Origin of the sequence: Streptomyces sp. NPDC007084 (assembly GCF_040703595.1) — a bacterium.
Lineage (GTDB): Bacteria > Actinomycetota > Actinomycetes > Streptomycetales > Streptomycetaceae > Streptomyces.
Window position 1 is genome coordinate 269,474 of sequence record NZ_JBEYFY010000004.1, and the last position, 25,609, is coordinate 295,082.

Consider the following 25,609-nt stretch of genomic DNA (forward strand, 5'->3'; position numbering starts at 1 on the left):
GTCCCCGCCGGGCCATCGTCACGACTCCCAGGCCGGGCGCTGCGTCTTGAACTGGCTGAAGATCTTCTCGAAGACCTCGTCGCCCGCGCCCTTCTGCTCGGCGCCCGCGCTCGCGGACATCATCTGGAGCAGTTCGCGGAAGGGGAACCCCTGGAGGCGGGCGTTGAACTTCGGCGCGAACGCCTGGAGCACCTGCTCGCCCCGGTCGGTGATCCCGCCGACGCCGATCGCGTACAGCCGGAAGCGGCGGGCCCGCTGCTCCTCGGCGAGGACCGGGATCAACCGGTGCCAGGAGTCGGAGAGACGGCCGGTGGCGTCGGTCGGCAGCCCGTCGGTGACGAGGCAGATCTGCGGCCGGTAGTACTGGAGTCCGGCGGCGCGCAGCTCCGCCTTGCGGGCGGCGACGATGTGCATGGACAGATCGAGCGCCTCGGTCATCAGGGTGACCCCGGAGGCGACGAGCTGCGGCGGCCGGAACACATGGGCGGCCACGAAGGGGCTCACCGGGACGCCGGGGGCGAGGAGCTGTGGCCCACGCCAGGCGGCGACGCCCCGGCCGCCGAAGGTGACGACGGCGACCTCGACGCTGTAGCTGAGGCTGACGTCGTCGTGGAGTTCGCGGGTCCACTCCATGAGCGCGTTGTTGAGGGTCTGGATGGGCAGGCCCGCCATGGAGCTGGACGTGTCGAGGCAGAGGACGAGAGGCAGCCGCTGCGCGTTGTTCTCGAACTCGATGTCGGCGTACTCCGCCGGCAGGGTGGGCGGGTATTCGCTGTGCATGGAGGTCTCTCCTGGTCTCAGGGCCGGGCGGCGGCCCGGACGTGCCGTCCGGTGGCCGGCGGGAACGCGTACAGGACGTCGGAGTCCTGCTCGCCCGCGTCGGTGACGTCGACGAGGGCGCCGGGAGCCGGGGGCGGCCGGCCGGGTTCGGCCCACACCGCCCGGTACAGCACGCGGTCGAGTTCGACGTAGCCCTGCGGGTGCAGTTCGGTGCGGACGACGGCGGAGCGGGCGGAGCCCGGTACGTTCCCGACCTGCCGGTAGCGGTGGACGGCCGGGCCGGCGCGCAGCCGGGTGGTGCTCTCGTCGGCGGGCCGGGCACGGGTGGTGTCCTGGCCGGGGCTTGCGGACCGCGGGCGGGTGGTGCTCTCGTCCGGGCTCCGGGTCCGGGTCCGCGTGGCGCCTTGTTCCGGGCTCCCGGTCCGGACGCGGATGGTGGTCTCGTCGGCCGCCCGGGGACGGGGCCGCGCCGCGGTGCCGGGCAGGGCGCCGACGCCGGGGGCGGCGAGCGAACGCCGGGACAGGGCGCCCGGCGCGTGGGAGGAGCGGCGGACCAGGAAGAGGAGGGCGCCGAGGAGCAGCAGGAGTACGGCGCACAGGACGGCGAGGATCTGGGTGGTGGTGTCCCAGCCGGTGTCGCCCCCGCCGGAACCGGAACCACTGCCGGAACCGGAGCCGCTGCCGGAACCGGGCTCACCGCCGGCCCCGGAATCGCTGCCGGTGCCGGAGCCGCTGCCGGCCCCCTTCGCGCCCTCCCCGCTCTTGCCGTCCTTGCCGCCGTCCCCGCCCTTCGTCCCGTCCTGCGCCCCCCGCGTCCGCCCGTCCTTCGCCGTGCCGGACGGGCTCGCGCTCGGCCTGCCCGCCGGGTCCGCCGGGTCCGTGACGGTGTACGTGTGCCGGGCGAGGTCCGTGGCCTGCTGCCCGGCGATGAGGTCCGCGCCGCTCAGCGAGCCCTTGCCGAGCAGGGCGCAGGGGTCCTTGGTGTTCTCGGGGTGGCAGGCGCGCAGGCCGGCCAGTTCGTCCACGGCGCCGGGGGTGAGCCGGTCGATCGTGGCGTCCTTCGCGACGAGTCTGGCCTTCGGATCGGCCAGCAGGAGCAGCGTGGTGCCGCCCGGCCCGGTGCGGGCGCCCGGCGGGACCTCGACGACGAGGTCGCCGCGCCCGTTCCACAGGGTGCGTTCGACGTTCCTGCGGTCACCGGCGCTGCCGTCGAAGGGCAGGCTCCGGTCGAGGGTGACGTGGACCGTGCCCTCGCCGATCCACCGGGACCAGCACTGGAGGCGCCCGGTGAGGTCCGGGCCGCAGGCCGCGCCGGCCGCCGGCACCGCCGGAGCGGCCAGGGCCAGCAGTCCGGAGAGCGCGATGACCGAAAAAGAACGCCGCATGGGAACCCCCCGTCGCCCAAAGGCACACCTCCGTGGCCCGAAAGCACACCCCCGGGGCCCTGAAAGGCACGTGCTCATAGTGGCGGTAATCGGCCGTCACCCGAAAGGGTTTGGGGAATCCGGCGGAATTCACTTCTACAACGCGAATACCTGGTGGCACCGGGTGAACATCTGCCTCGCCCGTTCCACCCAGTCATTGGCCAGAGCATCGAAATCGGCCGGGGTCATCCGGCAGCTCAGCGGGAGATCGCACACCCCGGCGAGGCAGGGGCGGGGCCCCCGTACGTCCCATACGGACAGCATGGGATTGAGCTGTTCGGTGTTCCACGCGTTCGACGCGGCGGCGGCGACGGCGAGTTGGTCCTGCCGCAGCGCGTTCCCGTCGGTCGCGAAGGCGACCAGGAGCCGCTTGGTCGTCATGAAACGTACGGTGACCGTCCGGCCCGTCTCGACCAGGTCGAACCGCAGGGAGACGGAATCGGGATCGGTCAGGGCGGGGACATTGCGTCCGGCCGCCCAGGTGCGGACCAACTCCCGCCAGTGCGCGCCGATTTCCAGGGCCTCGGAGCTGCGGGAGGGAAGGGAGTCAGGCGCCGGCACGGCCCACCGCCCCGGCGACCATCGCGTCGGTCAGTCCGGCGTCGAGCAGCGCCTGGGCGTGCAGCAGCAGACAGGAGGGCACGGAGGCGGTGCCGCTGCCCCGGCGGCGGTTCGCCAGGTCCCGGGTGCGCGCCTTGATGCCGTGGGCCACCGCCGGGGGCGGCCAGGCGGCCGGCCGGGGTTCGCGCTCCAGCAGCCCGGCGAGCAGGTCGTCCAGCGGGGGCCGGTCCTCGGGGCGCTTGGCCAGGCAGCGGGCGATCAGTTCGCGCAACGCCGTCGGGATGCCGTCCAGTTCGGGTTCGGCGAGGGTGACCCGGTAGCGCACGGCCTCGCCGCTGCCGTGCGGAGGGCGCCCGGTGAGCGCGTACACGAGGACACCGCCGAGGGAGAAGACGTCGCTCGGCGGCCCCACCGGGGCTCCGTTGATCTGTTCCGGCGACATGAAGGGCGGGGTGCCGACGACGACGCCGACCTGGGTGAGCCCGGGGGCGCCGTCCACCCGGGAGATCCCGAAGTCGATGACGCGCGGGCCGTCGGCGGCCAGGAGCACGTTGGCCGGTTTCAGGTCGCGGTGCACGACGTGCGCGGCGTGGATCGCCTGGAGCGCCTCGACCAGGCCGGCGCCGAGGAGCCGTACCTGCGGTTCGGGCAGCGGGCCGTCGGCGCGGACGGCCTCGGCGAGCGAGGGCCCGGGCACGTACAGCGTGGCCAGCCAGGGCAGTTCGGCCTCGGTGTCGGCGTCGACGACGGCGGCGGTGTAGGCGCCGCTGACCACCCGGGCCGCCGCGACCTCGCGGGCGAAGCGCTCCCGGAACTCGCGCTCCGCGGCGAACTCGGGCCGCACCACCTTGACGGCGACCTCGCGCCCGGCGGGCGAACGGCCGAGATACACCCATCCCATGCCGCCGGAGCCGAGCCGCCCCACGATGCGGTACGGGCCGATCCTCAGGGGGTCACTGACCGGTGTGCGCACCCCGCCCACCTCATTTCGGGGTTCACTGCTGGATGTCAGGAGTGTCCCGCGAAATCCGCGCTTTTTCAGCCGTTCCGGCTCCGGTGCCGAAAGTGGGGGCGGGGGCGCCCCGGGACGAGACCCCGCCGGGCCCCGCACGGCGGTGTGCGGGGCCCGGCGGGATGCGGTCACCGCGGCCGGTCCGGACGACGTCGCAGGTCAGGGCAACGGGACCGGCCGCGGAGCGGCGGCGGGCCTCAGCCCAGGCGCTTCACCAGCGCGCGGTACTCGTCCCACAGCTCGGCCGGGGTGTGCTCGCCGAAGGTGTTGAGGTGCTCGGGGACCAGGGCGGCCTCCTCGCGCCAGACCTCCTTGTCGACCGTGAGCAGGAAGTCGAGGTCGGCGTCGGCCAGGCCGAGTCCGTCGGTGTCGAGGGAATCCCGGGTCGGCAGGACGCCGATCGGGGTCTCGACGCCCTCGGCCTTGCCGTCGAGCCGCTCGACGATCCACTTCAGGACACGGCTGTTCTCGCCGAAACCGGGCCAGACGAACTTGCCCTCGTCGTTCTTGCGGAACCAGTTCACGTAGTAGATCTTCGGGAGCTTCGCCGGGTCCTTGTCCTTGGCGACGTCGACCCAGTGGCCCATGTAGTCGCCCATGTTGTAGCCGCAGAACGGCAGCATGGCGAACGGATCGCGGCGCAGCTCGCCGACCTTGCCCTCGGCGGCGGCGGTCTTCTCGGAGGCGACGTTCGCGCCGAGGAAGACGCCGTGGTTCCAGTCGAAGGACTCGGTGACCAGCGGTACGGCCGTGGCGCGGCGCCCGCCGAAGAGGATCGCCGAGATCGGCACGCCCTTGGGGTCCTCCCACTCGGGCGCGATGATCGGGCACTGCGAGGCGGGCACCGTGAAGCGGGCGTTGGGGTGCGCGGCGGGCGTACCGGACTCGGGCGTCCAGTCGTTGCCCTTCCAGTCGGTGAGGTGGGCCGGGGTCTCCTCCGTCATGCCCTCCCACCAGACGTCGTTGTCGTCGGTGAGCGCCACGTTGGTGAAGACGGAGTTGCCCCACAGCGTCTTCATCGCGTTGGCGTTGGTGTGCTCGCCGGTGCCGGGGGCGACGCCGAAGAAGCCGGCCTCGGGGTTGATGGCGTAGAGCCGCCCGTCCTCGCCGAAGCGCATCCAGGCGATGTCGTCACCGATGGTCTCGACGGTCCAGCCGGAGACGGTGGGTTCCAGCATGGCGAGGTTCGTCTTGCCGCAGGCGCTCGGGAAGGCGGCGGCGACGTACTTCGACTCGCCCTGCGGGGGCGTCAGTTTGAGGATGAGCATGTGCTCGGCGAGCCAGCCCTCGTCGCGCGCCATCACCGACGCGATGCGCAGGGCGTAGCACTTCTTGCCGAGCAGCGCGTTGCCGCCGTAGCCCGATCCGTACGACCAGATCTCGCGGGTCTCGGGGAAGTGCGAGATGTACTTGGTGGAGTTGCACGGCCACGGCACGTCGGCCTCGCCCTCGGCGAGCGGGGCTCCGAGCGTGTGCACGGCACGCACGAAGAACCCGTCGGTGCCGAGTTCGTCCAGGACGGGCTGTCCCATGCGGGTCATGGTGCGCATGGAGACGGCCACGTAGGCGGAGTCGGTGATCTCGACGCCGATCGCGGAGAGGTCCGAGCCGAGGGGGCCCATGCAGAACGGGACGACGTACATCGTCCGGCCCTTCATGGAGCCGCGGAAGACGCCCTGTTCTCCCGCGAAGATCTCCCGCATCTCGGCGGGGTCCTTCCAGTGGTTGGTCGGGCCCGCGTCCTGCTCCTTCTCGGAGCAGATGAAGGTGCGGTCCTCGACGCGCGCGACGTCGGTCGGGTCGGAGGCCGCGTAGTAGGAGTTGGGGCGCTTGATCGGGTCGAGCTTGCGGAAGGTGCCCTTGCGGACCAGCTCCTCGCTCAGCCGCTCGTACTCGGCCTCGGATCCGTCGCACCAGACCACGTCGTCCGGCTGGGTCAGTTCGGCGATCTCGTTGACCCACGAGATCAGTTCCTTGTGGTTGGTCGGGACGGGAGCCGCGATGTCGCGCGCCACGATTGCTCCTAAATGAGGGTGTGTTGTTGTGCCCCGTGGGGGCTGCGACCCGGATGCTTCACGGTGGTTGACCCCCTGGCGCTCATCCGGTGCCGACCGCACTCATTTGATCATCCGACTGTTCCGCCCATATGTCCAGAGGGCCTCACACCTGAGCGGCGTGAGCATCGCCACTCGCCGGAGGGTTTCCCGCCGCTTACTCCGGGTTCACCACGGGTACCCCGGCGGCGCCCCGACAGCCGCGTGAGAACATGGCCACTCCGGCCGGTTCCTTACATCGGACTGACGCGTAACTTACGGTTCCGTAGGTACGATTCGGCGTATGACTGCGTCCGTCCCCGACGCGCCAACGGACACGCCGGCCACCGGCCCCGCGTCTGTCGCGCACACCCTGTCGGAAGAGATCAAGCCCAAGCTCCGCGGCTGGCTGCACCTCGGCATGTTCCCGGCCGCTCTCGTCTCCGGACTGGTTCTCACCGCACTGGCGGACTCCCCCCGCGGGCGCCTCGCCTGCGGGATCTTCGCCTTGACGGCCTGCCTGCTGTTCGGAGTGAGCGCCCTCTACCACCGCGGCGACTGGAGTCCGCGCATGGACGGCGTCCTGCGCAGACTCGACCACGCGAACATCTTCCTGATCATCGCGGGCACCTACACCCCGCTGACCCTGCTCCTGCTGCCGGACTCCAAGGGCCGCTGGCTGCTGTGGAGCATCTGGGCCGCCGCCGCGGCGGGCATCGCCTTCCGCGTCTTCTGGGTCGGCGCCCCGCGCTGGCTCTACACCCCGTGCTACATCGCGATGGGCTGGGCGGCCGTCTTCTTCCTCCCGGACTTCATGCGCACCGGCGGGGTCGCCGTCCTCGTCCTGGTCGTCGTCGGCGGCCTGCTCTACAGCGCGGGCGGGATCATCTACGGCATCAAGCGCCCGAACCCCTCCCCGCGCTACTTCGGGTTCCACGAGGTCTTCCACTCGCTGACCCTCGCGGCGTTCATCGTGCACTACGTCGGCATCTCGCTGGTCGCCTACCAGCACGGCTGACCCACCCGGGCCCACCGGCCCTCTCCGGTCCACCTTCTCCCCCAGTGGCCGCGGCTTCCGAGCCGCGGCCACTGCGCGTTTCCGGGGGATGGAGCCCGGCTGATGCTGAACCCCGGCTGACGGTGAATCCCGGCCGATGGTGAACCCCGACTGACAGTGAACCCCGGCTGACGGTGAACCCCAGCTGATGGTGGAGCCGGCCAGCGATAGACAGTCGACGTTTATTGACAGCAGGCACCTTTTGAGAGCTACTCTCATTTCATGGTGACTCTCACGAACGATGACGCCGTTCAACGCGACCCCCGCCGCTGGTGGGCCCTCGGAGCCCTGGTCGCGAGCATGCTCGTACTCGGCTTCGACATGACGATCCTCAACGTCGCCCTGCCGGCCATGGCCCGCGACCTGGGCGCCTCCACCGGCGAGCAGCAGTGGATGGCGGACGCCTACGTCGTCGTCTTCGCCTCCCTGATGCTCCCGGCGGGCCTGCTCGGCGACCGCTTCGGCCGGCGCCGGATGCTCATCACCGGCCTCGCCCTCTTCCTCGCCGGCTCGCTGGCCGGCGCCCTCGTCTCCGACGTGACCTGGGTGATCGTCGCCCGCGCCCTGATGGGGGTCGGCGGCGCGCTGGTGATGCCGCTCGCGCTCGCCGTACTGCCCTCGCTGTTCGGGCCCGACGAGCGCACCAAGGCGGTCGGCGCCGTCTCCGCCGCCTCCGCGCTCGGCCTGCCGCTCGGCCCGGTCATCGGCGGCTGGCTGCTGAACCACTTCTGGTGGGGCTCGGTCTTCCTGGTCAACGTGCCGATGGCCGCGCTCGGCATCGCCGCCTGCGTACTGCTGCTCCCCGAGACCCGGGACCCCGCCGCGCCGAAGGTCGACACCGTCTCCACCGCGCTCACGGCGGTCGGACTCAGCGTGCTGATCTACGCGATCATCGAGGCCCCGGGCCGGGGCTGGGGCGACCCGCTGGTGCTCGCCTGCTTCGCCGCCGCCCTCGTGCTGATCGCCCTGCTCGTCGTGCGCGAGCGCCGCGCCGCCCGCCCGATGCTGGACCTCTCCCTGCTCGCGCAGCGCGGCTTCCTGCTGAACACGCTCGCGGCGACCCTCGTCATGTTCGTGCTGTCCGGCCTGATGTTCGTCCTGCCGCAGTACCTCCAGGCCGTGCTCGGCCACGACGCGCTCGGCACCGGTGTGCGGATGCTGCCGATGATGGGCGGGCTGCTCGTCGCCTCCCGGGCCGCGCAGCCGCTGCTCACCCGGTTCGGGGCCCGCGCGGTGATCAGCGCCGGTCTCGTCGTGCTCGCCTTCGCCGCCTTCCTCGGTGCCCGTACGAGCGTCCACGACGGCTACGGGTTCACCGCCCTGTGGCTGTCCGTGGCCGGGGTCGGCTTCGGGTTCGCCGTCGTGCCCGCGATGTCCGCCGCCCTCGGCGCGCTCCCCCGCGACCGGGCCGGCAGCGGCTCCGGGCTGCTGATGACCGTGCGCCAGGTGGGCGGCGCGATCGGCATCGCCCTGCTCGGCTCGCTGCTGGCGAGCGCGTACGCCGGCCGGCTGGACACCTCCGCGCTGCCGCACCCGGCGGCGGACGCGGCGGGCGACTCGGTGGTCGGCGCGCACGTGGTGGCCGCCCGGCTCGGCGACCACGCCCTGGCCGCCTCCGCGGACGCCGCCTACGTCCACGGCATGGACCTGGTGCTGCTCGTCAGCGGGGTCGCCGCCCTGGTCACCGCCCTGCTCGCGGCGGCGCTGCTGCCCGGCGCCCGCCCGTCCGCGCCCGCACCGAAGGAGGACACCACCATGGCCCCGGCCCCGGCGGATGCCGGACAATGAGGACCATGGCCGCCACCGCACAGAGTTCCACTCCCGCCGCGGAGCCCCAGCCGGGGCTCCGCGAACGGAAGAAGATCAAGACCCGTATCGCGATCCGCGAGGCGACGTACCGGCTCATCGAGGCGCAGGGGTACGACGCGACGACCATCGAGCAGATCGCGGAGGCGGCCGAGGTCTCCCCCTCCACGGTGTTCCGGTACTTCCCCACCAAGGAGGACATCGTCCTCACCGACGAGTACGACCCGCTGCTGGAGCGGGAGCTGCGGGAGCGCCCGGCCGACGAGCCCTGGTTCGACTCCCTGCGCCATGTGCTGCGCGAGGCGATCGGCCTCGGCGCCTCCGAGGACCCCGCGGTCGCGCGGCTGCGCACCCGGCTGATGGTCGAGGTCCCGGCCGTGCGGTCCCGGATGATGGAGAGCGCCTCCGTCACCGGGCGGATGCTGAGCCGGGCCATCGCCGAGCGCGCCGGCCGCGACCCGGACAGCCTGGAGGTCCGGGTCTTCGCCATGTCGCTGGTCGGCGGGCTTCTGGAGACCTCCCTGTACTGGGCGGAGACCGGCCACCGCGAGGAGTTCGCCGATCTGGTCGACCGGTCCCTCGGCGTCCTGGAGCACGGTCTGCGGCCCGCAGGCACCAAGGCCGCGGGCACCAAGGCCGCAGACACCAAGGCCGCAGGCACCGAGGCCGCGGGCACCAAGGCCGCAGGCACCGAGGCCGCAGGCACCGAGGCCGCGGGCACCGAGGCCGCAGGCACCGAGGCCGCGGGCACCCGCCGGGAGTCCGGAAACCGGGAGGCCGGGGGCACGCGCCGGGGGCCGGGAAACCAGGAGGCCGCGGGCGCGCCCCGCGTGTCATCCTGACCGGGTGAACGGACCCGAGATCCACATCGAATTCGCCCCCGAACTGGGCCTGTTCGTGCCGCCCGCGCGCCGCGCAGGAGCAACCTCGGCAGCCACCGACGGCTCCTCCACCCTCGGCCATGTCGTCGAGTCGCTCGGCGTTCCGCTCACCGAGGTCGGCGCCCTGGTCGTGGACGGCCGCGAGGTGCCGTTCTCGCACATCCCGGCGGCGGGCGAGTCGGTGCGGGTCCGCGCCGTCGAGCGCCCGCAGCGCGTACCGGGCGCCCCGCTGCGCTTCCTGCTCGACGTCCACCTCGGCACCCTGGCCCGCCGGCTGCGGCTCCTCGGCGTCGACGCGGCCTACGAGTCCACCGACATCGGCGATCCCGCCCTCGCGGCCCGGTCGGCGGCCGAGCGCCGCGTCCTGCTCAGCCGCGACCGCGGACTGCTGCACCGCCGCGAGCTGTGGGCGGGCGGCTTCGTCTACAGCACCCAGCCCGATGACCAACTCCGTGACGTACTGGGCCGGTTCGCGCCCGAGCTGAAGCCGTGGACACGCTGCACCGCCTGCAACGGGCTGCTCGCGAAGGCGACCAAGGAGCAGGTGGCGGACCAGTTGGAGGGCGGTACCGAGCGGTCGTACGACGTGTTCGCGCAGTGCGGGGCGTGCGGGCGCGCCTACTGGAAGGGCGCGCACCACGACCGGCTGGAGACGGTCGTGGAACGCGCCCTCGCGGAGTTCGGCACCTGACGTCACCGCCGTCCGGCGGGCAACCTCCCGGCCGGTCCCCGGCGTGCACCTCCGGCCCGCCCCCGGCGTGCACCTCCCGGCCGGCCGCCGCCCGGGCGCCTCTCGGCCGGCCGCCGCCCGGGCACCTCGCGCCCGGCGCCGGGTCCTGTCAGGCGTTCGGGCTGATCAGAGCCGCCCGCAGTTCCTCGGGGTCGGTGGTCGGGGCCTCGCAGACGAAGTGCCGGCACACGTACGCGGCCGGCCTGCCGTCCACCAGGGGGCGCCCGGCGAGCAGCGGCAGTTCGTCGCTCTCCGGTGCCCCGGACGCCACCACCGCTCCGGGCGCGGTGCCCAGAAGTGCCGTACGCAGCAAGGCGGTTGTGGCGGGATCGTCCGCCGCGCCCACGACGGCGATCTCCCGGGGTCCGTCGAGCAGCGCCTCGGAGACGGCGAGCCCCCATCCGATGAACCGGGGCGCGCGCGGGCCGAGGGCCTTCACCACGCCCAACGCCCGGTCGGCGGCGGCCCGATGGGGTGCGCTGCCGGTCTGCGCGGCGTACGACAGCAGCGCCCCGGCCGCCGCGCTCCACCCGGAGGGCGTGGCGTTGTCGGTGGGGTCCTGCGGGCGGCGGATCAACTGCTCGGCGTCCGCCGCCGTGTCGTACAGGGCACCGGACTCCGCGTCCGTGAACTGGGCGAGGACGTGGTCGAGCAGGAATCCGGCGAACTCCAGCCAGACGCCCTCCCCGGTGACGGACGCCAGCGCGAGGAAACCCTCGGCGACGTCCGCGTAGTCCTCCAACACCCCCGCGTTGGCGCCGACTTGACCGTCCTTGCTGGTCCGGGCAAGCCGCGCGTGCTCGTCCAGGTGGAGGCGTACGAGGAGGTCGGCGGCGCCGATCGCGGCCTCCACCAGGTCGGGGCGGTCGAAGTAGGCGCCGGTCTCGGCGAGGGCGGCCACGGCGAGGCCGTTCCAGGCGGCGACCACCTTGTCGTCCCGGCCGGGGGCGGGCCGCTCGGCGCGGGCGGCGAGCAGCCGCTCCCGCAGCGAGGCGACCTTCGCCGCGTCGAACACCTCGTCCTGCTGCGGGAGTTGGAGAACCGAGGCGCCTTCCTCGAAGGTGCCCGTCTCGGTCACGCCGAAGTACCGGGCGGCGAGTTCGGCGTCCGCGTCCCCGAGCACCTCGCGCAGTTGGGCGGGCGTCCACACGTAGTACGCGCCCTCGACGTGCCGTCCGCTGCCGCCGTCGCTGTCGGCGTCGAGCGCGGAGGCGAACCCGCCCTCGGCGGTGCGGAGTTCACGTACCAGGAAGTCGGCGGTCTCCAGGGCGACCCGGCGGGCGAGCCCGGAGCCGGTGGCCCGCCAGAGGTGGGCGTAGACGCGGCAGAGCAGGGCGTTGTCGTACAGCATCTTCTCGAAGTGCGGCACGACCCAGTCGCGGTCGACGGAGTAGCGGGCGAAGCCGCCGCCGAGCTGGTCGTAGATGCCGCCGCGGGCCATGTGCTCGCAGGTGTCGGCGGCCATCTGGAGCGCGCCCTCGGAGCCGGTGCGCGCGTGGTGGCGCAGCAGGAACTCGATCACCATGGACGGCGGGAACTTGGGCGCGCCGCCGAAGCCGCCGCGCGTGGCGTCGTACTCCCGGGTGAGCCCGAGCAGCGCCCCGGCCAGGTCCTCCTCGCCGGGCACACCGCTGCTCTTGAGGTTCAGCTCGCGCTCGGCGAGGTCGCGGGTGATCTTCCCGGCGACCTCGGCGACCTCGCCCCGCCGCTCGGCCCAGGCCCCGGCCACCCCTTCCAGCACCTGCCGGAAGGAGGCCATGCCGTGGCGGGGCTCGGGCGGGAAGTAGGTGCCGAAGTAGAAGGGCTCGGCGTCCGGCGTGAGAAAGACGGTCATGGGCCACCCGCCCTGCCCGGTCGCCGCCTGCACGGCCTCCATGTACACGGCGTCGACGTCGGGCCGCTCCTCCCGGTCGACCTTGACGCTGACGAAGTGCTCGTTCAGATAAGCGGCGGTCACCTCGTCCTCGAAGGACTCGTGGGCCATGACGTGGCACCAGTGACAGGCGGAATAGCCAACCGACAGCAGGACGGGCACATCGCGCCGCCTGGCTTCCTCGAACGCCTCGGGTCCCCAGGGCCACCAGTCGACCGCGTTGTCAGCATGCTGAAGCAGATACGGGGAGGTCACACCAGCCAGCCGGTTCATGTCGCCATCGTTGCACGGCGCGTGGGCAGCGGGCGCGTTCGAAGCCGTCGACACCGGCCGTCTAGGGATCTCGGTGGCCTCCCGCGTCGGCTCGCTCGCTGGTCAACCCATAGGTTCCCGCAGGCCTCATTGGTGTGGATCCCGCAAACCGGCGTAGACGGTAACCACGGGGTCCTCCGGTCGTTTGTAGCCGAACCAACTGATGCGCCGCCCTTGTCCGGGTGTTGGTCCGCCAACGGTTCGCAGTACTTCTTCCAACGCATCCGCGGCGATGTCGGATCGGGCCAGGAGGGGAACAAGAACATCTCGGGCGGCGGCATCGTTGGGCAAATTCGGGTACAGCGGACAGTACAGGGTCGCGGAGGTGGGGCAATCGTGCCCGGGGACGAAGGACAGTGCCGTCATCGGCGCTTTTTTCAAGCTTTCGGTGGAAGGCCCGAAGGTCGAATGAAGGATCTCTTCAAAGGCGCCGGGTATGTAGTTTTTCGCGACGGACGAGATGCTGTCGATATCCGATGCGGTGGTCTGGCTATGGCGGAGATAGACCTTGACTCGCGCTTCAGGATCCGAGCTCAGGTCCAAGGCCACTATGCACGCCTCACGCGCCCTCGGGGGCAGGGATAGCGCGGCCATGGCGCGCTCCACGTGGGCCCAGGCCGCGGCCAGGCCCAGGCGGTCCATGGCGGCGGAGATGGTCGGACCGGCGGACTCTCCGGCGGCTTCGGGGTTGAGGTAGGCCTTGTGCAGTAAGGAGCCTCCGTCCAGGGGGAGTTCCACGGCATGCATGAGGGCGAACGCCCCGGCCGAGTCCGCCGCGCCGGGCGGGAAGAAGAGGTCTTCGATCGCCTGATAGCGATCGATATTGACGTCGGCCTCCTTGGCGAGGCGGCGCAGCAGCCGCTGTCCGGCCCGCTGGCCGGCGAGTGAATCGCCGCCGACCGCGATTTCCTCGGTGAGGATCCGCAGCTTCGCTCCTGCCCGGGCGAAGGCGAAGGACAGTTCCAGAGGCCACTCGTCGTTGGCTACGAACGACCGGTGCCCGGCCAGGTCTTCGATGTGAACGCGTGACCAGGGCCCCAGCGAACTGACGAAGCTCTCGGCTCGGCCGTACACAGTGGGATCGGCGGGTTTGAGAGCCGAGAGAGCCGCGTCTATGTGCTCATTCAGGACGCTGTTGAAGGTTCGCAGCGGTCGACGGGTGACGGCATGCCACACAGTTGTGCCTCCAGCAAGAAGTAGCGACAAGAGCACCCATCGATACGAGCGCAATTTTCCCCTACCCCGGGATATCTAACCCCTCTTACGCGCCCCACCGGCCTGTGTTGAGCCTCAAATGCTTGCCGAGTGATGTCAGGTTGATAAGCCTCGTCGGGCACGACACGACGCCCTAGGGGAGAACAGCAATGACGGCCAGCCGACTGCCTTCTCCAGGGCGCCGATCATGCGAACGCTCGGCTGGACAGTCCCAGCCGAGCGTCTAGGCAAACCACTTCCCGCCTGATCAACACGACCACGTGTTGGGACAGCCCCAAGGTCCGGGCGATATGGAATCAACCGCGCGCTGCTCGCGGTGACGGGGCAAGTGAAAATTTCAGCCTATGCGGTCGGCTGATTCACGACTTCAAGCCCCGCGGCTTCAAGAATGTCCGCATCCTCGACACGGGAAAGTTTTTGGAGATCATCCGAACCACCGGAAAGTTCGCGGTCCACCGGCTCGGCCATCTGGGGGGACGCCAGCGCGGTCAGCGCGCCTCCCGACGCGTCAATGTTCCCGCCGGTCATCCACCGCGCATCCTCGGAGGCAACGAAAGCCACGATGTCAGCCACTTCGGACACGGTCCCGAGGCGGTTGAATATCGAAAGGCCGGCTGCCCACTTTCGGAATTGCGGGTCTTGGTAAAACGGGTGCTCGGTTACCGTCACTCCCGGACTTACGGTATTTATGGTGATGTTGCGGGGCGCCAGAACCGGCGCCAGGTGCTGTGCGATCTGCTCCAACGCGCCCTTGCTCATGGAGTAGGCGATCGACGGCGGTGAAGCCATCCGCGTACTACTGGACGAGATGTTGATGATCCGTCCACCGTCGGGCATCAGAGGCAGGGCCTTCATGATGAGGAAGAAGGGTGCCTTGGCGTTGACGGTGAAATAGCTGTCCACGGTCTCTTCGGTGAGGGCATCCAGCAGGTCGAACCCTTTCATTCCGGCATTGTTCACCAGAATGTCCAGCTTGGACGATCCCGCGTGCTCGACGAAGCCGGCTTGCGTCGCGTCGAGGAGATTTTCCACCGCGCTCGCCGTACCCAACTCTGCCTGAACGGTAAAGGCGCGGCCTCCGGCTTTCTCGATCAGCGCTACCGTTTCGTCCGCGGCGCTTTTGTCGCTCGCGTAGTTCACTGCGACGATGGCACCATCCTGAGCCAGTCGCAGGGCTATTCCACGTCCGATACCTCGGCTGGCGCCGGTGACCAGCGCCGACTTGCGTCTCAATCCATGCATGACAGACCCTCCAGGTGAGGACGACGCATTCGACCCTGACGCACGCACCCCTGTTTGAAACGTCGCAGTGCCGAGCGAAACGGACGCGACGCGGGGGGGGTATCAGTTTGCCGAATGGCTGGTAGGTGCGCTTGACCCCAGAAGCGGGGATTTGCTTGATGGCCAGTCAACCAGAGCGAGCTTCTCTACGTCAATGAGTTGTCGGTGTCGCAACAACCCATGAGTCACATGGCGAGTCCGGCCCCCGAGCCGAAGTCTCCGCCTCGGTTGTCCTCTGAAGTGCCTTAGGTAGCTGGGAAGTTGCAGCTCGACGCTGCTCACGGCCTCGCGGAGCCACGCGGCCGTATAGCTGTCGGCGCGGGCCGTCGGTCGGGTAGGTGTCTCGATTAGGTTGTCGGAGGTTTAGGTGGCCATAGGTGTAGGTGGTCGAGGGGAGTGTGTGGCGCATACGGACCGCACCTTCCGAAGGGCTCGGCAGGTGCGGGGTGGGCCGATCTTCCGGCGAGGGTGTGGTGTCGTGAGGTGTGGGTGGATGCCGGGTAGCCCCGTTCTGTCACGGCGACGCAGGTCGACCTTGCTCGTTCACCACCCGCCGCCAACGGCCCGGCACACCCGCGCTTATTTGCGAAAGGGAATCTCTAACATGAGACAGACTCGCTGGTAGAAACTATCACCCGTCGCACGACTATTCCCTATTGCGACCATCAGTGTACGGATGGCGGGTGAGTGCCGGACGGGGCTGCCACTGTGGCGGAAGTGTGACAAAAGCCGGACAGCGTCGACGACACACCACACGTACAACTGTAGTGACAACCTATTCGATCTGATCTTCCAGGGAGCCGACATGGATGTTCAGGGGACAACCGACAAGATGATCCGAATCGCCCGTGTCATGGAGTCCTACTCTGAACCGGATCAACTGTCCCGACTGGTCTCGCTCGCGGACGACCTCTACCGACAGGCACGCTACGAACTGGCCGAGCAGACGAGCCAAGGCGGCGCGGTGGACAGCAGGCAATGGGTCAGGGCGACGGACGCGGAACATCCCGAAGACGTTGTCGACTTGGCCTTGGACGCTACGCCGCTGGGTATGGCCTACCACGAAGTGGTGCGCAGGGCGTGGTACTTGGCCTGCGGCTAGGGCCGCGTACAGGCAGGGCGAGGGCTTCAACTGAAGTGCTCACGCACGGTATGCCGGATGGGGAGTACTCGGGTCCGGAGAGTTTGAGAGGCATCTGGGGCGCTCTCGGGGATGTCGTCCAACAGGTCTACCGCGCGGCCGATCAGACCTTGGCGGGCGGACCCGCGGTGGTCGGCCCAGGCCTTCGGCCGAACTGTGTCCTCGCGTCAGGTGAGGAAATCGGTGAGCGTCTTCGTGAACCACGCGGGGTCTTCCTCGGCGACGAAGTGGCCGGTCGGGGCGAGCGCGGCCGTCACGTCGTCGGCGTACGGGGCCAGGGCGTCGGCGGTGGCGGTGACACTCCGGGCGGCACTGACGGCGAGGACGGGCATGGGCAGCTTCCGGCCGGCCAGCAGCGCCCGGTTCTCGCGTCCGTCGTCGAGAAGCGTGCGGTAGTGCTCGAAGCCGCCGCGCAGGCGTTCCCGGCCGGTGTACGCCCGGGCGTAGGCGGCCAGGTCCTCGGGGCCGAAGGTGCCGGGGTTGGCCATGGCGGTGAAGGTGGCCGTGAAGAACTCCAGTTCGTGGCCGTCGAAGAGCATCTCCGGAAGGTGCGGGGTCATGAAGAACCCGAAGTGCCACATGCCGCCTTCGGCGACGTTCATCGCCGCCTCCAGGTCCAGGCCGGGCAGGAGGGCGTCCACGAGGACCAGACGGGACACGTCCTCGGGGTGGGCCGCCGCCCAGGCGAAGGCGATCATCGAGCCGATGTCGTGCCCGGCCACCGCCACCGGCCCGGTCAGGTCCAGGGCCGCGAGCAGGCCCCGCAGGTCCTCTGCCTGGTTGGTCTTGGCGTAACCGCCGTCCGGCCGGTCGCTGTCGCCGGTGCCGCGCAGGTCGGGCACGACGACGGTGTACCGCTTGGCGAGCGCGGGCATCACACGGGCCCAGGCGCGGGAGGTCTGCGGCCAGCCGTGCAGCAGCACGAGCGTCGGCCCACTGCCGCCGACGGCGACCGCCAGACGGGTGCCGTTGGTGGCGACCTTGCGGGTGGAGAAGCCCTCGGGCAGCCAGGCGGCCACCTCCGCCTTCGTGTGCGTCTTCGTGTTGGCGTCTACGTACCTGTCCGTGTCGGCGTACGTGTCCGTGTCGGCGTACGTGTCCGTGTCCGCATCCTTGTTCATGGGAGTGCCCTTCCGGGGAGGTGAGCGCGGGGGTGGTCTGCGGGGTGGTGTGCGGCGGGCCGGTCGGGGCGGGCGAGTTTGCGCAGGCGTTCTTCGCCGATCAGCGTGAGCAGGTCGGTGTGTTCGGGACGCCAGCCCAGTTCGCGCCGGGTGCGAGGGGCCCGTATACGGCTGGAAGCGGCCATGACGAGCGCGCCGAACTCGCCCCACACGGCCGCCGCTTGACCGGGGGTGACGCTGCGGGTCCCGACGCCGAGGTCCTCGGCGACCTTCTCCGCGATCCAGCGGTTGGGAATCTCCCCCGCCACCGCGTGGTAGAGCGCTCCCGTCCGCCCGTTGTCCAGCGCGAGGGCGAACAGGCGGGCCACGTCGTCGACATGGACGTGGCTGTAAGTGTTCAGGCCCTCGCCTACGTACGCGGCGGCTCCGGTTGCGGCGACCGACTGGTAGATCATCGGCAGGTGGCCGTGGTCGCCGGGGCCCCAGATCAGACCGGGCCGGACGACCATCGTGCGCGACTTCGGGCCCGCGACGGCCAGGACGGTGTCCTCGGCGGCCTTGCGGAACGCGGCCGACGGCTCGGGCGTGAACACGTCGTCCTCGGCGAAGACGTCCGGGCTCCACGCTCCCCCGGTGCGTTGCAGAAGCACGCCGCTTCCCGACAGGAAGACCAGTGTCCTGCCCGTACCGGCCAGGGCGTTGGTCAGTTCCGCGACGGTCGCGGTTTCCCGGTCCGGGCCGGCCTGGGCCGCGTAGACGACCTCGTCGGCGGCCGACGCCGCCTCGATGACGGCGGACCGGCGCGCGTCCAGGTCGCCGGCGACCGGTGTGACGCCCTGGGACCGGAGGGTCGCGGCGGCCTGTTCGGTGCGGGCGAGGCCCGCGACGGTACGGCCGCCGGCGGCCAGGTGCCGGGCGATGGCGCCTCCGACGAAGCCGGTGGCACCGATGACGAAGGTGCTGGTCATGGCCGGCCTCCCTCCCTCAGGAGGGCAGGGCGCTCAGTTCGCCGCCATCGGCGAACAGGACGGCTCCGTTGACGTACGAGCTGGCCGGGCCGGCCAGGAACGAGACGATCTCGGCGATCTCGGCCGGGTCGCCGGCGCGGCCCCGCGCGTTGGTCCTGTCCAGCATCGCGATGTGCTCGCCGAGCATCGCCCGGGTCCCCTCGGTGTGCACCGGGCCCGGCGAGACGGCGTTGACCCGCACGCCCGAGGGGCCGAACTCGGTGGCCCAGTAGCGGGCCAGGACCTCCGCGCCGGCCTTCGAGGCGGCGTAGGCGGCACCGACCGGCGCGGGCATACGGGCCGCGCTGGAGCCGACGATCACGATCGAGCCCCGCCCGCGCTCGGCCATGCCGGGGGCCAGCGCGCCGACCAGGAGGAACGGGGCGCGGGTGTTGACCGCGCTCTGCCGGTCGAAGCTCGCGGCGTCGGTCGCCGGGGTCGGCGCGAACTCGTACAGGCCCGCGCTGTTCACCAGGATGTCCACGGCCCCGGCCTCGGCGGCCAGGCGCAGCGTGTCCTCGGCGTCGGCGAGGTCGGCGGCGATGAAGCGGGCAGTGGCTCCGTCGGCCTCGATCTCCTTGGCGAGGGCTTCGCCGCGCTCCTGGTCGCGGCCGTGCAGCACGACGGCCGCGCCCTGTCCGGCCAGGTTCCGCGCGATGGCCTTGCCGATGCCTGACGTCGCCCCGGTGACCAGGGCGGTGCTGCCCCGCAAAGCGGTACTGGTGCTCATGGTGGTCTCCCCTGCTGTGGTGCTCTCGGCCCGCTCGACGGTTCCCACAGCGGTTCCCACGACGGGTTCCGACCGGGCGACGCCCTGACGTCCTGCGCCATCCACTATGCACGCCAGATAGTCTGTCGGCAAGAACATCTGGTCGTGAGCGCATTGTGCTACGGTGCGCAGGTGAGCGCATCCAGGCCGGAGAAGCAGGCGCCCGGAAAGCCGGCGCCGTCCGTGAAGTCGCCGTCCGTGAAGTCGGCGCCCGTGAAGTCGGCGCCCGGGAAGCCGGCGTCATCCGTGACATCGGCGCCCGGAAAATCGGCGTCCGGGGACGGGAAGCGGCGCGACGAGTCCGCCGACCTCGCGCTGGACACCGACCTGGGCTGGGCGATCCGCCTGGTCTCCTCGGCCTTCCGCCGCGTGGCGACCGCCTCCGTGACCGACCTGCCCGGCGGGGCACGCGGCTACCTCGTCCTGGTCGCCCTGGCCGGCGGCGGCGAGCCGCCCTCGCAGCTCGCGCTGGCCAGGGAGGTCAGCCTGGACCGCACGGTGATGACCTACCTCCTGGACGACCTGGAGAGCCACAAGCTGGTGACCCGTACGCCGGACCCGCGCGACCGGCGCGCCCGGCAGGTCGTCCTCACCGACACCGGCCGCGCCCGCCTCACGGAGGTCCGCCGCAGCCTCGCCGCCGCGGAGGCCCGGCTCCTCGCCGACCTGGACGAACAGGACGCGGAACACCTGCGCACACTGCTCGCCCGGGTGGCGCAGACCGCCCAGCGCGAGGTGATCAGCCCCGGCGAAGCGGAGTGCTGACGGAGCGCCGATGGAGAGCTGATGGGCCGCTGGTGGGGTGCTGATGGGCCGCTGACGGGGGGCGCGGCCCGCCGAAGCGACGGGCCGCGCAGCCCAACCACCCTCTCCGCGGTACTAGTTGATCTCTCCGCCATACGGGGACAGCTGGACGATCAGTCGGCTCGGCCCGCCGCCACGCGACTCCGCCGCCACGGAACCCCTGCTCGCGGTCCGCAGGACGACGTTCTCGGGGTAGAGGCGTCCGAGCAACGCCAGTACGACGAGGGCGGGTTGGCCGGTGCCGTCCACGACGACGTCACCGGCCCGCGTCCACACCAGTCCAGGGGCGCGCAGCGCGGCCCACAGCCCCGCCGTCCGGCCGGAGTCGGAGCCCGAGGGATCACCCTCGTCGCGGGCGGCGAAACGGTGGCCGCGCAGGGCTTGCCCGAGGTCGACGCGGGCGACGCGGGCGACACCTGGGGCGGTGGCTCGGCCGCCGGTTCCCTCACCGGCCTCACCGTCGTCCACCCCGACGACGACCTCGTCAATCACCCCGTCGATCGCCCCATCAATCCCCTCGTCGGTCACCTCGATGTGCGCGTGGCGGACCCCGTCCTCGGCCGGCCCGGCGACGATACGGCCGGCGAGAGCTTCCGGTTGCGTCGTCGCGTCGGTCGCCAACTCCTCCACGAGGGTGCGCGGTTGGGCGTAGTAGTCCCGTATCCGGGTGACATAGGTGGCGGTCTCGCGGATGGCGGGGTCGGAGCGCCAGGTCAGCAGATACCGGGGAGCGGAGAGCGGGAGCGTGTCGAGAACGGCGGGCAGTACGGTGCCGCCGGGTGCGTCGAAGCCGTAGCCGTCGGGGCCCGAGGCGCCGGTGACGACGTGGCGGGCGAAGCCGACGATGCCGGCGTGGCGGATCTGACGGACCAGCAGTTCGGTGAGGAAGCGGTCGCGGGCGGCCTCGATGTGCCGCAGTCCGGCGGGAGTCACCTGGAGCGGGACGTCCTGCCAGTTGGTGAAGGGCAGCAGGGCGTCGCGCAGCAGGACCATCTGGTGCAGCCACTCGTTGTAGAGCTGCATGGTGACGGGGCCGCCTCGGCTGCCCCGCAGCAGGTCGGCCGCGGCGGGCGTGAGGACATGCCCGTAGCAGTGGCTGCGTACGACCAGGGGGCCGGCGGGGAAGGCGATGGGTTCGGCCAGCAGGTGTTCCAGGGCGTCGGTGGCCCAGGAGGCGATCCGCCGGCCGATGGTGTCGGCCTGGGCGCCCAGTTCGCGGGCGGCCGTGGCGCTGTCGGGGCCGACGGACAACGGCAGGGAGGTCTCGCGGGTGTTCAGGCCGAGCGTCGCGCGGATCTGGTCCTGAAGTACCGGGCCGTCCGCGCCGGTCAGGGCGTTGTCGTCGATGATGCCCTGGAGCAGCGGCAGGGTGGCGTCGAAGAAGGCGCGGGCGGTCAGGGCGCCCGTCTCGGGAAGGGTGTTCCACCGGCTGCCGCCGAGGGCCGGCACGGTGTCGGGGTGTGCGAGGGACATGGTTCCTCCACGGAGCTGGCCGGTGATACCTCCGGCCACTTATCTGGATCGTTCGATACAGATTTTGGGTACGAAAAAATCAGTCGAGCGTGGTCAGGGCGACCTCCACGAGGGGTTCGAGGGCGCGGGCGTCCGGGGTGACCTTCGAGGCGACGAGCAGGCCGTTGAGGAAGGTCACGAGGAACGCGGCGAGGGTGGCCGGGTCGTGGCGCGGGGTGATCTCGCCGCACTCCTCCGCCGCGCGCAACAGCTCGGCGAGCGCGGCCTGGTTGGCGTCCAGCACGTCACGGACGGTGCGCCGGGTCGGCTGGTCGTCGGGGAGGCGCTCGGTGGCGGCGTTGACCAACAGGCAGCCCCGGCCGCCGTGTTCGACGGCGATACGGATGCGCTCGACCAGCAGGGCGCGGATCGCCGAGCGGGCGTCGGCACCCTGGTCGAGGCTGTGCAGCGCCGCGGCGGCGAAGGTGGTGCGGTAGTGCTCCAGGGCGGCACGGTAGAGGCCGTCCTTGCCGCCGAACGCGGCGTACAGCGAGCCCTGTCCGATCCCGAGGTGCTGGGTGAGGTCGCGTACGGAGGTCGCCTCGTAGCCGTGCGCCCAGAACAGGTCCATGGCGCGGCTCACCGCCACCTCGGTGTCGAACTCCCGGACTCTCGCCATGGTGACACCGTAGCTTAACTGGATCGGTCGTTCAAGAAAGGGTGGCCGGGGGACGCCGGGGCCGTGAGCCCGAGGGAGCCCTCCCCCGGCGACTCCATCCCCTCTCCCCGTCCCCACCTGCCACGGTCAGAAATCGGACTCGTCGATGAGAACGGAGCCTGCGGGCGGCCAGGCACCCTTCGGGGGCCCGGCAGCGACCGGTACGTGGGGCCCGACGGGGTCCGCACCCGGCCGGCCGAGGGCCGATCCGTCCTCGGTGGATGCCACCGGGTTGAACCAGTCGTTCACCCCGGCGTCCCCGGCCGGGAGAAGGTGGGCGGTTTCCAGCGACGCACCCGTGGGGTCCCGGTGACCGCAGAACTGACATACCGAGCCGGACTTCGGATGCAGTGACTCGGTCTCCACGCGGCGCCACAGCACGTTGCGCTGCTCCCGCGTCAGCGCTCCACTGTCCATCAGCCGATGGCAGTTGACGCACAGTGACGCCGCCATGGGCGAACGCGCGTCCCTGGCCTGCGGCCCCGAGGCACCGACTCGCCGTCTCCGGCTCGACTTTCCGCTGAGCCGGCCCCCTGCGAGGGCGGGCACAGCCGCGGACAAGGCGGCGACCAGCCGCCGCGGCAACCCCCGCTGCCGACGCGAGAGGAGGACGGACAGCACACAGCCCCCGACGATCAGGGCGATCACGATGACCACCCAACTCCCGGTCCACCACCACTCGTCCACCGGCAGGACCGGACGCGCACGGGGGTCGTTGGCGGGTGTGGCGCGCTGGAGTCTGCCGCCGGTTGCACACAGGAGGGCTGTCAGGACGCCCACGACCGCGGCGGCCAGACCTGCCCGCAGTATGAGCATGGCGCGGGCGGTGTGCCGGGCGACGGTGCCGGGGTGCTTGCCCATGAGTACGGCCGTTTCACCCCGGGTGTAGTCCAGGGCGTGGGTCGCCCACACCGCCGTACGCTGCGGCACCGACAGTCCCAGCAGCGCCCGGTGCACCGCGTCTCTGTTGTCCACCAGGGCGCTGAAGTCGGGGGTGTCGGGGGGAGGGCAGCAAAGGGGGTCGGCCGCCCGCCTCTCGTCCAGCCGGCGGTGCTCCGCGCGACGATTCGTCAGGTGAACGACCTCGGTGCGGATCACCTGGTAGAGGTAGGCGCGTGGCTGCCGTACGGCGTCGGCGTCGCGCCACGCCCTGAGGAACGCGGTGCTGACGATGTCGTCCGCGTCGGCCACGGACGGCGGCACCCCGGCGTTCTGCAGCAACTTGCGGGCCTTGCCCGTCATTTCGTCCCGGTACTTCTCGAACACGCCGGCCAGCGACTCGCCGCTCACCCCCTCGCCCTCACCCACGCGCCTCCCCCTTCTCCCGCTTCCGTACGGCAGCCTGCTTCCGTACGTTCCCCCGCTCGCGTACGCCCTCCCACATCCGTTCGTCCTCCCGCACCCGTACGCCCTCCCGCCCGTCTACGGCAGACCGCTCCTGCCGCGTGTCCCCGACCGCCCGCTCGGCGCGGATGATCTCGGCCTTGCCCCGGGCCCGGTTCCGGAACGCCACGCTGTCCAGCAGTTTTCTCAAGCTCGGGAGCAGCAGCACAGCCACCATCGCCACAACGCCGAAGACCTCCACGACCCGACCTCCTCTTCACCGCGCGGCCGTTCGAGGCTCGGGAAACGAGCGCGGCCGATCACACCGAAGAGACGCGAGCGGACGGTTCTGATGACAGCCCCTACAGGATTTTTCTTTCGCCGTCCGGGGTGAACGAGTGGTGGAAGGTGAAGGCGTGCGGTGCGGGGCCGTGGGCGTGGAGGTGTTCCAGCTTGGAGACGCCGTCCTGCCAGGTCGGTATGGTGCCGACGGGGACCCACCAGAACACGTAACCGGGGTGTCCCGTCCGCTCGAACCAGTCGTAACGCCTGTTCAGGGCCGTGCGGTGCACTCCGGTGTAGACGGCGTCGAAGGCGGAACGCGGGTCGGTCCAGAGTGAGAGGGTCGCGGCCAGGGCCGCGGTTTCCACGGTGCGCCCCTTCCCGTACCAGGCCGGAACGGCGAACTCCCCCCACTCACCCCAGTCCGCGTCGAAATCCGTCCGCGCGCCCAGACCGCGGTCCGTCGCCTCGGCACGAGCGACATACCCGGCGTGCCGGGCGACCTCCCCGTAGACGGCCCCACCGCTCTCGTGGAACTCCCGGACAAGACGCCCGGGATCGGTGAGGGGCGACTTCAGAACGCCGAACGTGTACAGAGCAAGCTGGTGCATACGTCTCTCCCGGACCGTAGGAGCGGAACGCCGCCGACGCCGGCCACCCCTCCCCCTGCGGACAACTCAGGCTGCGGGAACCCCTGCGCGACTGCGAACACCGCCAAACGCCAGGAGAAGCTAGCCCGCACGAAAGATCCTGTCGAAGTTGCGCTTTTCCGGTGCAAGTGGCCTGCCATGCCAAGGACTTGGCAATCCCGCCACGCCAAGCACTACGCGGGCTGGACAGGCTGAACGGGCTGGCCGGGCTAAACGACCGTGAGCGCGATCTTGCCCTGGATGTGGCCCCGGGACGCCCGCTCGTGTGCTGCTGCGGCTTCCGCGAGAGGGAAGGTGCTGTCGATGGCGACCTGGAGGGTGCCGGCGGCCAGGAGGGCTGCCAGGTCGGTGAGTTGGGTGCCGTTGGAGCGGACCTGGGTGCCGGTCACGGTGACTCCCAGCTTCTCGTTCTCCTCCTCGTCGAACTCACCGAAGTACACCGGGTAGAGGGAGCCTCCGCGCTTGACGGTGCGCAGGAAGCGCCTGCTGCGGGGCCCTCCGACGGCGTCGAGGACGAGGTCGACGTCCCGCACGACGTCCTCGGGGTTCTCCTTCGTGTAGTCGATGAACCGGTCCGCGCCGAGCCCGCGCAGGAACGTCTCGTGGGCACCGGAGGCCACGGCGATCACCTCGGCCCCCTTCCACTTGGCGAGTTGGAGGGCCAGGTGTCCCACGCCTCCGGCGGCCCCGTTGACGAGCACCCTCGTCCCGGCGCCGAGCGGCATCGGGCGGTGCCTGGCCTCCTGGAACGGCGAGGGGTGGTCGTGGCCGACCTCGATCAGGAACTGCCACGCCGTGAGCCCGGACATCGCCAGTGCCGCCGCGTGTACGTGGTCGACGCCGGCCGGCTTGTGGGCCAGGTGAGCCACGGGCGCGGTCACGTACTCGGCGTACGCGCCGCCCTGGAGGGAGGCGGGGAAGCGCAGCAGGCCGAACACCTCGTCCCCGACCGCGAAGTCGTGGACGTCGTCGGCGACGGCCTCCACCACGCCCGAGGCGTCCGTCCCCGGAATCAGCGGGAGCCGGAAGGAGGGCTTGAACTCGGGAGGCACGTCGGGCATGCCCTCGCGGGCGTACCAGTCGGGAGGGTTGAGGCCGACCGCGTGCACCCGGACGAGGACCTCGCCGGGACCCGGCACGGGCACCGGCACCTCCTCCAGGCGCAGCACCTCGGGACCGCCGTGCTCATGCAGCCGGATGGCCTTCATCGTGTTCGCCGGCATCGTTTCCTCCTGGCCCCGGGGGGCGGGTAGGCTGAATGGATCGGCGATCCGTTTATCCGGATCACTGGTACGAATATATGGACCACCGATCCGGAACGTCAAACAGGGCGCCCCTCCCACCCCTCCTCCGGGCGGCCGGAAACGCCCTCGCGAC

23 protein-coding genes and 1 pseudogene are annotated in these 25,609 nt (G+C 71.0%); 6 read left to right on the plus strand and 18 right to left on the minus strand.

Annotation, left to right across the window (positions count from 1 at the left end; translation table 11 throughout):
• Positions 1-18 precede the first annotated feature (18 nt).
• The 5 genes from AB0912_RS06230 to AB0912_RS06250 all read right to left on the minus strand — a co-directional run bounded on the left by AB0912_RS06230 (position 19) and on the right by AB0912_RS06250 (position 5,792).
• Positions 19-780 (minus strand): hypothetical protein, encoded by a 762-nt coding sequence (locus AB0912_RS06230; RefSeq protein ID WP_366696763.1) that lies wholly within the window; start codon positions 778-780, stop codon positions 19-21.
• Between the two features lie 17 nt (positions 781-797).
• A complete protein-coding gene (locus tag AB0912_RS06235; RefSeq protein WP_366696764.1) occupies positions 798-2,165 on the minus strand; it encodes a hypothetical protein in 1,368 nt (455 codons plus the stop codon).
• Between the two features lie 135 nt (positions 2,166-2,300).
• Positions 2,301-2,765, minus strand: coding sequence for a hypothetical protein (locus AB0912_RS06240; RefSeq protein ID WP_366696765.1), 465 nt, complete (start codon positions 2,763-2,765; stop codon positions 2,301-2,303).
• Positions 2,752-3,738, minus strand: a complete 987-nt coding sequence (locus AB0912_RS06245; RefSeq protein ID WP_366696766.1) for a serine/threonine-protein kinase — start codon at positions 3,736-3,738, stop codon at positions 2,752-2,754. The genes AB0912_RS06240 and AB0912_RS06245 overlap by 14 nt, the downstream gene beginning before the upstream one ends.
• A 236-nt stretch (positions 3,739-3,974) precedes the next feature.
• On the minus strand, positions 3,975-5,792 hold the full coding sequence (locus tag AB0912_RS06250) for a phosphoenolpyruvate carboxykinase (GTP) (protein WP_366696767.1): 1,818 nt from the start codon (positions 5,790-5,792) through the stop codon (positions 3,975-3,977).
• Positions 5,793-6,114: 322 nt separating this feature from the next.
• On the opposite strand from AB0912_RS06250, the gene AB0912_RS06255 reads away from it, so the two are divergent.
• The 4 genes and pseudogenes from AB0912_RS06255 to AB0912_RS06270 all read left to right on the plus strand — a co-directional run bounded on the left by AB0912_RS06255 (position 6,115) and on the right by AB0912_RS06270 (position 10,245).
• On the plus strand, positions 6,115-6,828 hold the full coding sequence (locus AB0912_RS06255; protein ID WP_366696768.1) for a hemolysin III family protein: 714 nt from the start codon (positions 6,115-6,117) through the stop codon (positions 6,826-6,828).
• Positions 6,829-7,089: 261 nt separating this feature from the next.
• Complete coding sequence (locus tag AB0912_RS06260; protein WP_366696769.1) at positions 7,090-8,655, plus strand: MFS transporter; 1,566 nt, start codon at positions 7,090-7,092, stop codon at positions 8,653-8,655.
• Positions 8,656-8,660: 5 nt separating this feature from the next.
• Positions 8,661-9,275, plus strand: a pseudogene (locus AB0912_RS06265) (TetR family transcriptional regulator); the annotation flags it as partial.
• Positions 9,276-9,519: 244 nt separating this feature from the next.
• Entirely contained in the window at positions 9,520-10,245 is a 726-nt protein-coding gene (locus tag AB0912_RS06270) for a Mut7-C RNAse domain-containing protein (RefSeq protein WP_366696770.1), read from the plus strand.
• Between the two features lie 148 nt (positions 10,246-10,393).
• On the opposite strand, the gene AB0912_RS06275 is transcribed toward AB0912_RS06270, so the two are convergent.
• The 3 genes from AB0912_RS06275 to AB0912_RS06285 all read right to left on the minus strand — a co-directional run bounded on the left by AB0912_RS06275 (position 10,394) and on the right by AB0912_RS06285 (position 14,926).
• Complete coding sequence (locus AB0912_RS06275; RefSeq protein WP_366696771.1) at positions 10,394-12,430, minus strand: thioredoxin domain-containing protein; 2,037 nt, start codon at positions 12,428-12,430, stop codon at positions 10,394-10,396.
• 126 nt (positions 12,431-12,556) lie between these two features.
• The gene (locus tag AB0912_RS06280) at positions 12,557-13,645 is read right to left on the minus strand and encodes a tryptophan dimethylallyltransferase family protein (protein WP_366696772.1); all 1,089 of its coding nucleotides are present in this window, start codon (positions 13,643-13,645) and stop codon (positions 12,557-12,559) included.
• Between the two features lie 381 nt (positions 13,646-14,026).
• Positions 14,027-14,926 (minus strand): SDR family oxidoreductase, encoded by a 900-nt coding sequence (locus tag AB0912_RS06285; protein ID WP_366696773.1) that lies wholly within the window; start codon positions 14,924-14,926, stop codon positions 14,027-14,029.
• Positions 14,927-15,770: 844 nt separating this feature from the next.
• On the opposite strand from AB0912_RS06285, the gene AB0912_RS06290 reads away from it, so the two are divergent.
• On the plus strand, positions 15,771-16,067 hold the full coding sequence (locus tag AB0912_RS06290; protein ID WP_366696774.1) for a hypothetical protein: 297 nt from the start codon (positions 15,771-15,773) through the stop codon (positions 16,065-16,067).
• A gap of 206 nt (positions 16,068-16,273) precedes the next feature.
• Here the strand turns inward: AB0912_RS06290 and AB0912_RS06295 are convergent, their stop codons facing one another.
• The 4 genes from AB0912_RS06295 to AB0912_RS06310 form a co-directional block, all read right to left on the minus strand.
• Positions 16,274-17,227 carry an alpha/beta hydrolase gene (locus tag AB0912_RS06295; RefSeq protein WP_366696775.1) on the minus strand — a complete coding sequence of 318 codons (954 nt, stop codon included), beginning with the start codon at positions 17,225-17,227 and terminating at the stop codon, positions 16,274-16,276.
• Positions 17,224-18,195 carry an NAD-dependent epimerase/dehydratase family protein gene (locus AB0912_RS06300; RefSeq protein WP_366696776.1) on the minus strand — a complete coding sequence of 324 codons (972 nt, stop codon included), beginning with the start codon at positions 18,193-18,195 and terminating at the stop codon, positions 17,224-17,226. The genes AB0912_RS06295 and AB0912_RS06300 overlap by 4 nt, the downstream gene beginning before the upstream one ends.
• Positions 18,196-18,211: 16 nt before the next feature.
• Complete coding sequence (locus AB0912_RS06305) at positions 18,212-18,964, minus strand: SDR family oxidoreductase (protein WP_366696777.1); 753 nt, start codon at positions 18,962-18,964, stop codon at positions 18,212-18,214.
• 158 nt (positions 18,965-19,122) lie between these two features.
• Positions 19,123-19,326 (minus strand): pentapeptide repeat-containing protein, encoded by a 204-nt coding sequence (locus AB0912_RS06310; protein ID WP_366696778.1) that lies wholly within the window; start codon positions 19,324-19,326, stop codon positions 19,123-19,125.
• On the opposite strand from AB0912_RS06310, the gene AB0912_RS06315 reads away from it, so the two are divergent.
• A complete protein-coding gene (locus tag AB0912_RS06315; protein WP_366696779.1) occupies positions 19,250-19,768 on the plus strand; it encodes a MarR family winged helix-turn-helix transcriptional regulator in 519 nt (172 codons plus the stop codon). The genes AB0912_RS06310 and AB0912_RS06315 overlap by 77 nt on opposite strands.
• Positions 19,769-19,882: 114 nt before the next feature.
• Here AB0912_RS06315 and AB0912_RS06320 read toward each other — a convergent pair whose 3' ends face one another.
• The 6 genes from AB0912_RS06320 to AB0912_RS06345 form a co-directional block, all read right to left on the minus strand.
• Entirely contained in the window at positions 19,883-21,280 is a 1,398-nt protein-coding gene (locus tag AB0912_RS06320; RefSeq protein WP_366696780.1) for a hypothetical protein, read from the minus strand.
• A 79-nt stretch (positions 21,281-21,359) separates the two neighbouring features.
• Entirely contained in the window at positions 21,360-21,938 is a 579-nt protein-coding gene (locus tag AB0912_RS06325) for a TetR family transcriptional regulator (protein WP_366696781.1), read from the minus strand.
• Between the two features lie 126 nt (positions 21,939-22,064).
• Positions 22,065-23,285: an RNA polymerase sigma factor gene (locus AB0912_RS06330; RefSeq protein WP_366696782.1), complete on the minus strand. Its 1,221-nt coding sequence runs from the start codon at positions 23,283-23,285 to the stop codon at positions 22,065-22,067.
• A complete protein-coding gene (locus tag AB0912_RS06335; protein ID WP_366696783.1) occupies positions 23,278-23,562 on the minus strand; it encodes a hypothetical protein in 285 nt (94 codons plus the stop codon). The genes AB0912_RS06330 and AB0912_RS06335 overlap by 8 nt, the downstream gene beginning before the upstream one ends.
• A 100-nt stretch (positions 23,563-23,662) precedes the next feature.
• Positions 23,663-24,193 carry a DUF3291 domain-containing protein gene (locus AB0912_RS06340; RefSeq protein WP_366696784.1) on the minus strand — a complete coding sequence of 177 codons (531 nt, stop codon included), beginning with the start codon at positions 24,191-24,193 and terminating at the stop codon, positions 23,663-23,665.
• Positions 24,194-24,441: 248 nt separating this feature from the next.
• Entirely contained in the window at positions 24,442-25,455 is a 1,014-nt protein-coding gene (locus tag AB0912_RS06345) for an NADP-dependent oxidoreductase (protein ID WP_366696785.1), read from the minus strand.
• Positions 25,456-25,609: the final 154 nt, after the last annotated feature.

Coding starts and splice junctions, on each gene's coding strand:
- AB0912_RS06255 (WP_366696768.1), top strand. CDS start 6,115: ATGACTGCGTCCGTCCCCGACGCGCCAACGGACACGCCGGCCACCGGC.
- AB0912_RS06340 (WP_366696784.1), bottom strand. CDS start 24,193: ATGCACCAGCTTGCTCTGTACACGTTCGGCGTTCTGAAGTCGCCCCTC.
- AB0912_RS06275 (WP_366696771.1), bottom strand. CDS start 12,430: ATGAACCGGCTGGCTGGTGTGACCTCCCCGTATCTGCTTCAGCATGCT.
- AB0912_RS06305 (WP_366696777.1), bottom strand. CDS start 18,964: ATGAGCACCAGTACCGCTTTGCGGGGCAGCACCGCCCTGGTCACCGGG.
- AB0912_RS06290 (WP_366696774.1), top strand. CDS start 15,771: ATGGATGTTCAGGGGACAACCGACAAGATGATCCGAATCGCCCGTGTC.
- AB0912_RS06300 (WP_366696776.1), bottom strand. CDS start 18,195: ATGACCAGCACCTTCGTCATCGGTGCCACCGGCTTCGTCGGAGGCGCC.
- AB0912_RS06345 (WP_366696785.1), bottom strand. CDS start 25,455: ATGCCGGCGAACACGATGAAGGCCATCCGGCTGCATGAGCACGGCGGT.
- AB0912_RS06325 (WP_366696781.1), bottom strand. CDS start 21,938: ATGGCGAGAGTCCGGGAGTTCGACACCGAGGTGGCGGTGAGCCGCGCC.
- AB0912_RS06285 (WP_366696773.1), bottom strand. CDS start 14,926: ATGCATGGATTGAGACGCAAGTCGGCGCTGGTCACCGGCGCCAGCCGA.
- AB0912_RS06230 (WP_366696763.1), bottom strand. CDS start 780: ATGCACAGCGAATACCCGCCCACCCTGCCGGCGGAGTACGCCGACATC.
- AB0912_RS06295 (WP_366696775.1), bottom strand. CDS start 17,227: ATGAACAAGGATGCGGACACGGACACGTACGCCGACACGGACACGTAC.
- AB0912_RS06320 (WP_366696780.1), bottom strand. CDS start 21,280: ATGTCCCTCGCACACCCCGACACCGTGCCGGCCCTCGGCGGCAGCCGG.
- AB0912_RS06260 (WP_366696769.1), top strand. CDS start 7,090: ATGGTGACTCTCACGAACGATGACGCCGTTCAACGCGACCCCCGCCGC.
- AB0912_RS06235 (WP_366696764.1), bottom strand. CDS start 2,165: ATGCGGCGTTCTTTTTCGGTCATCGCGCTCTCCGGACTGCTGGCCCTG.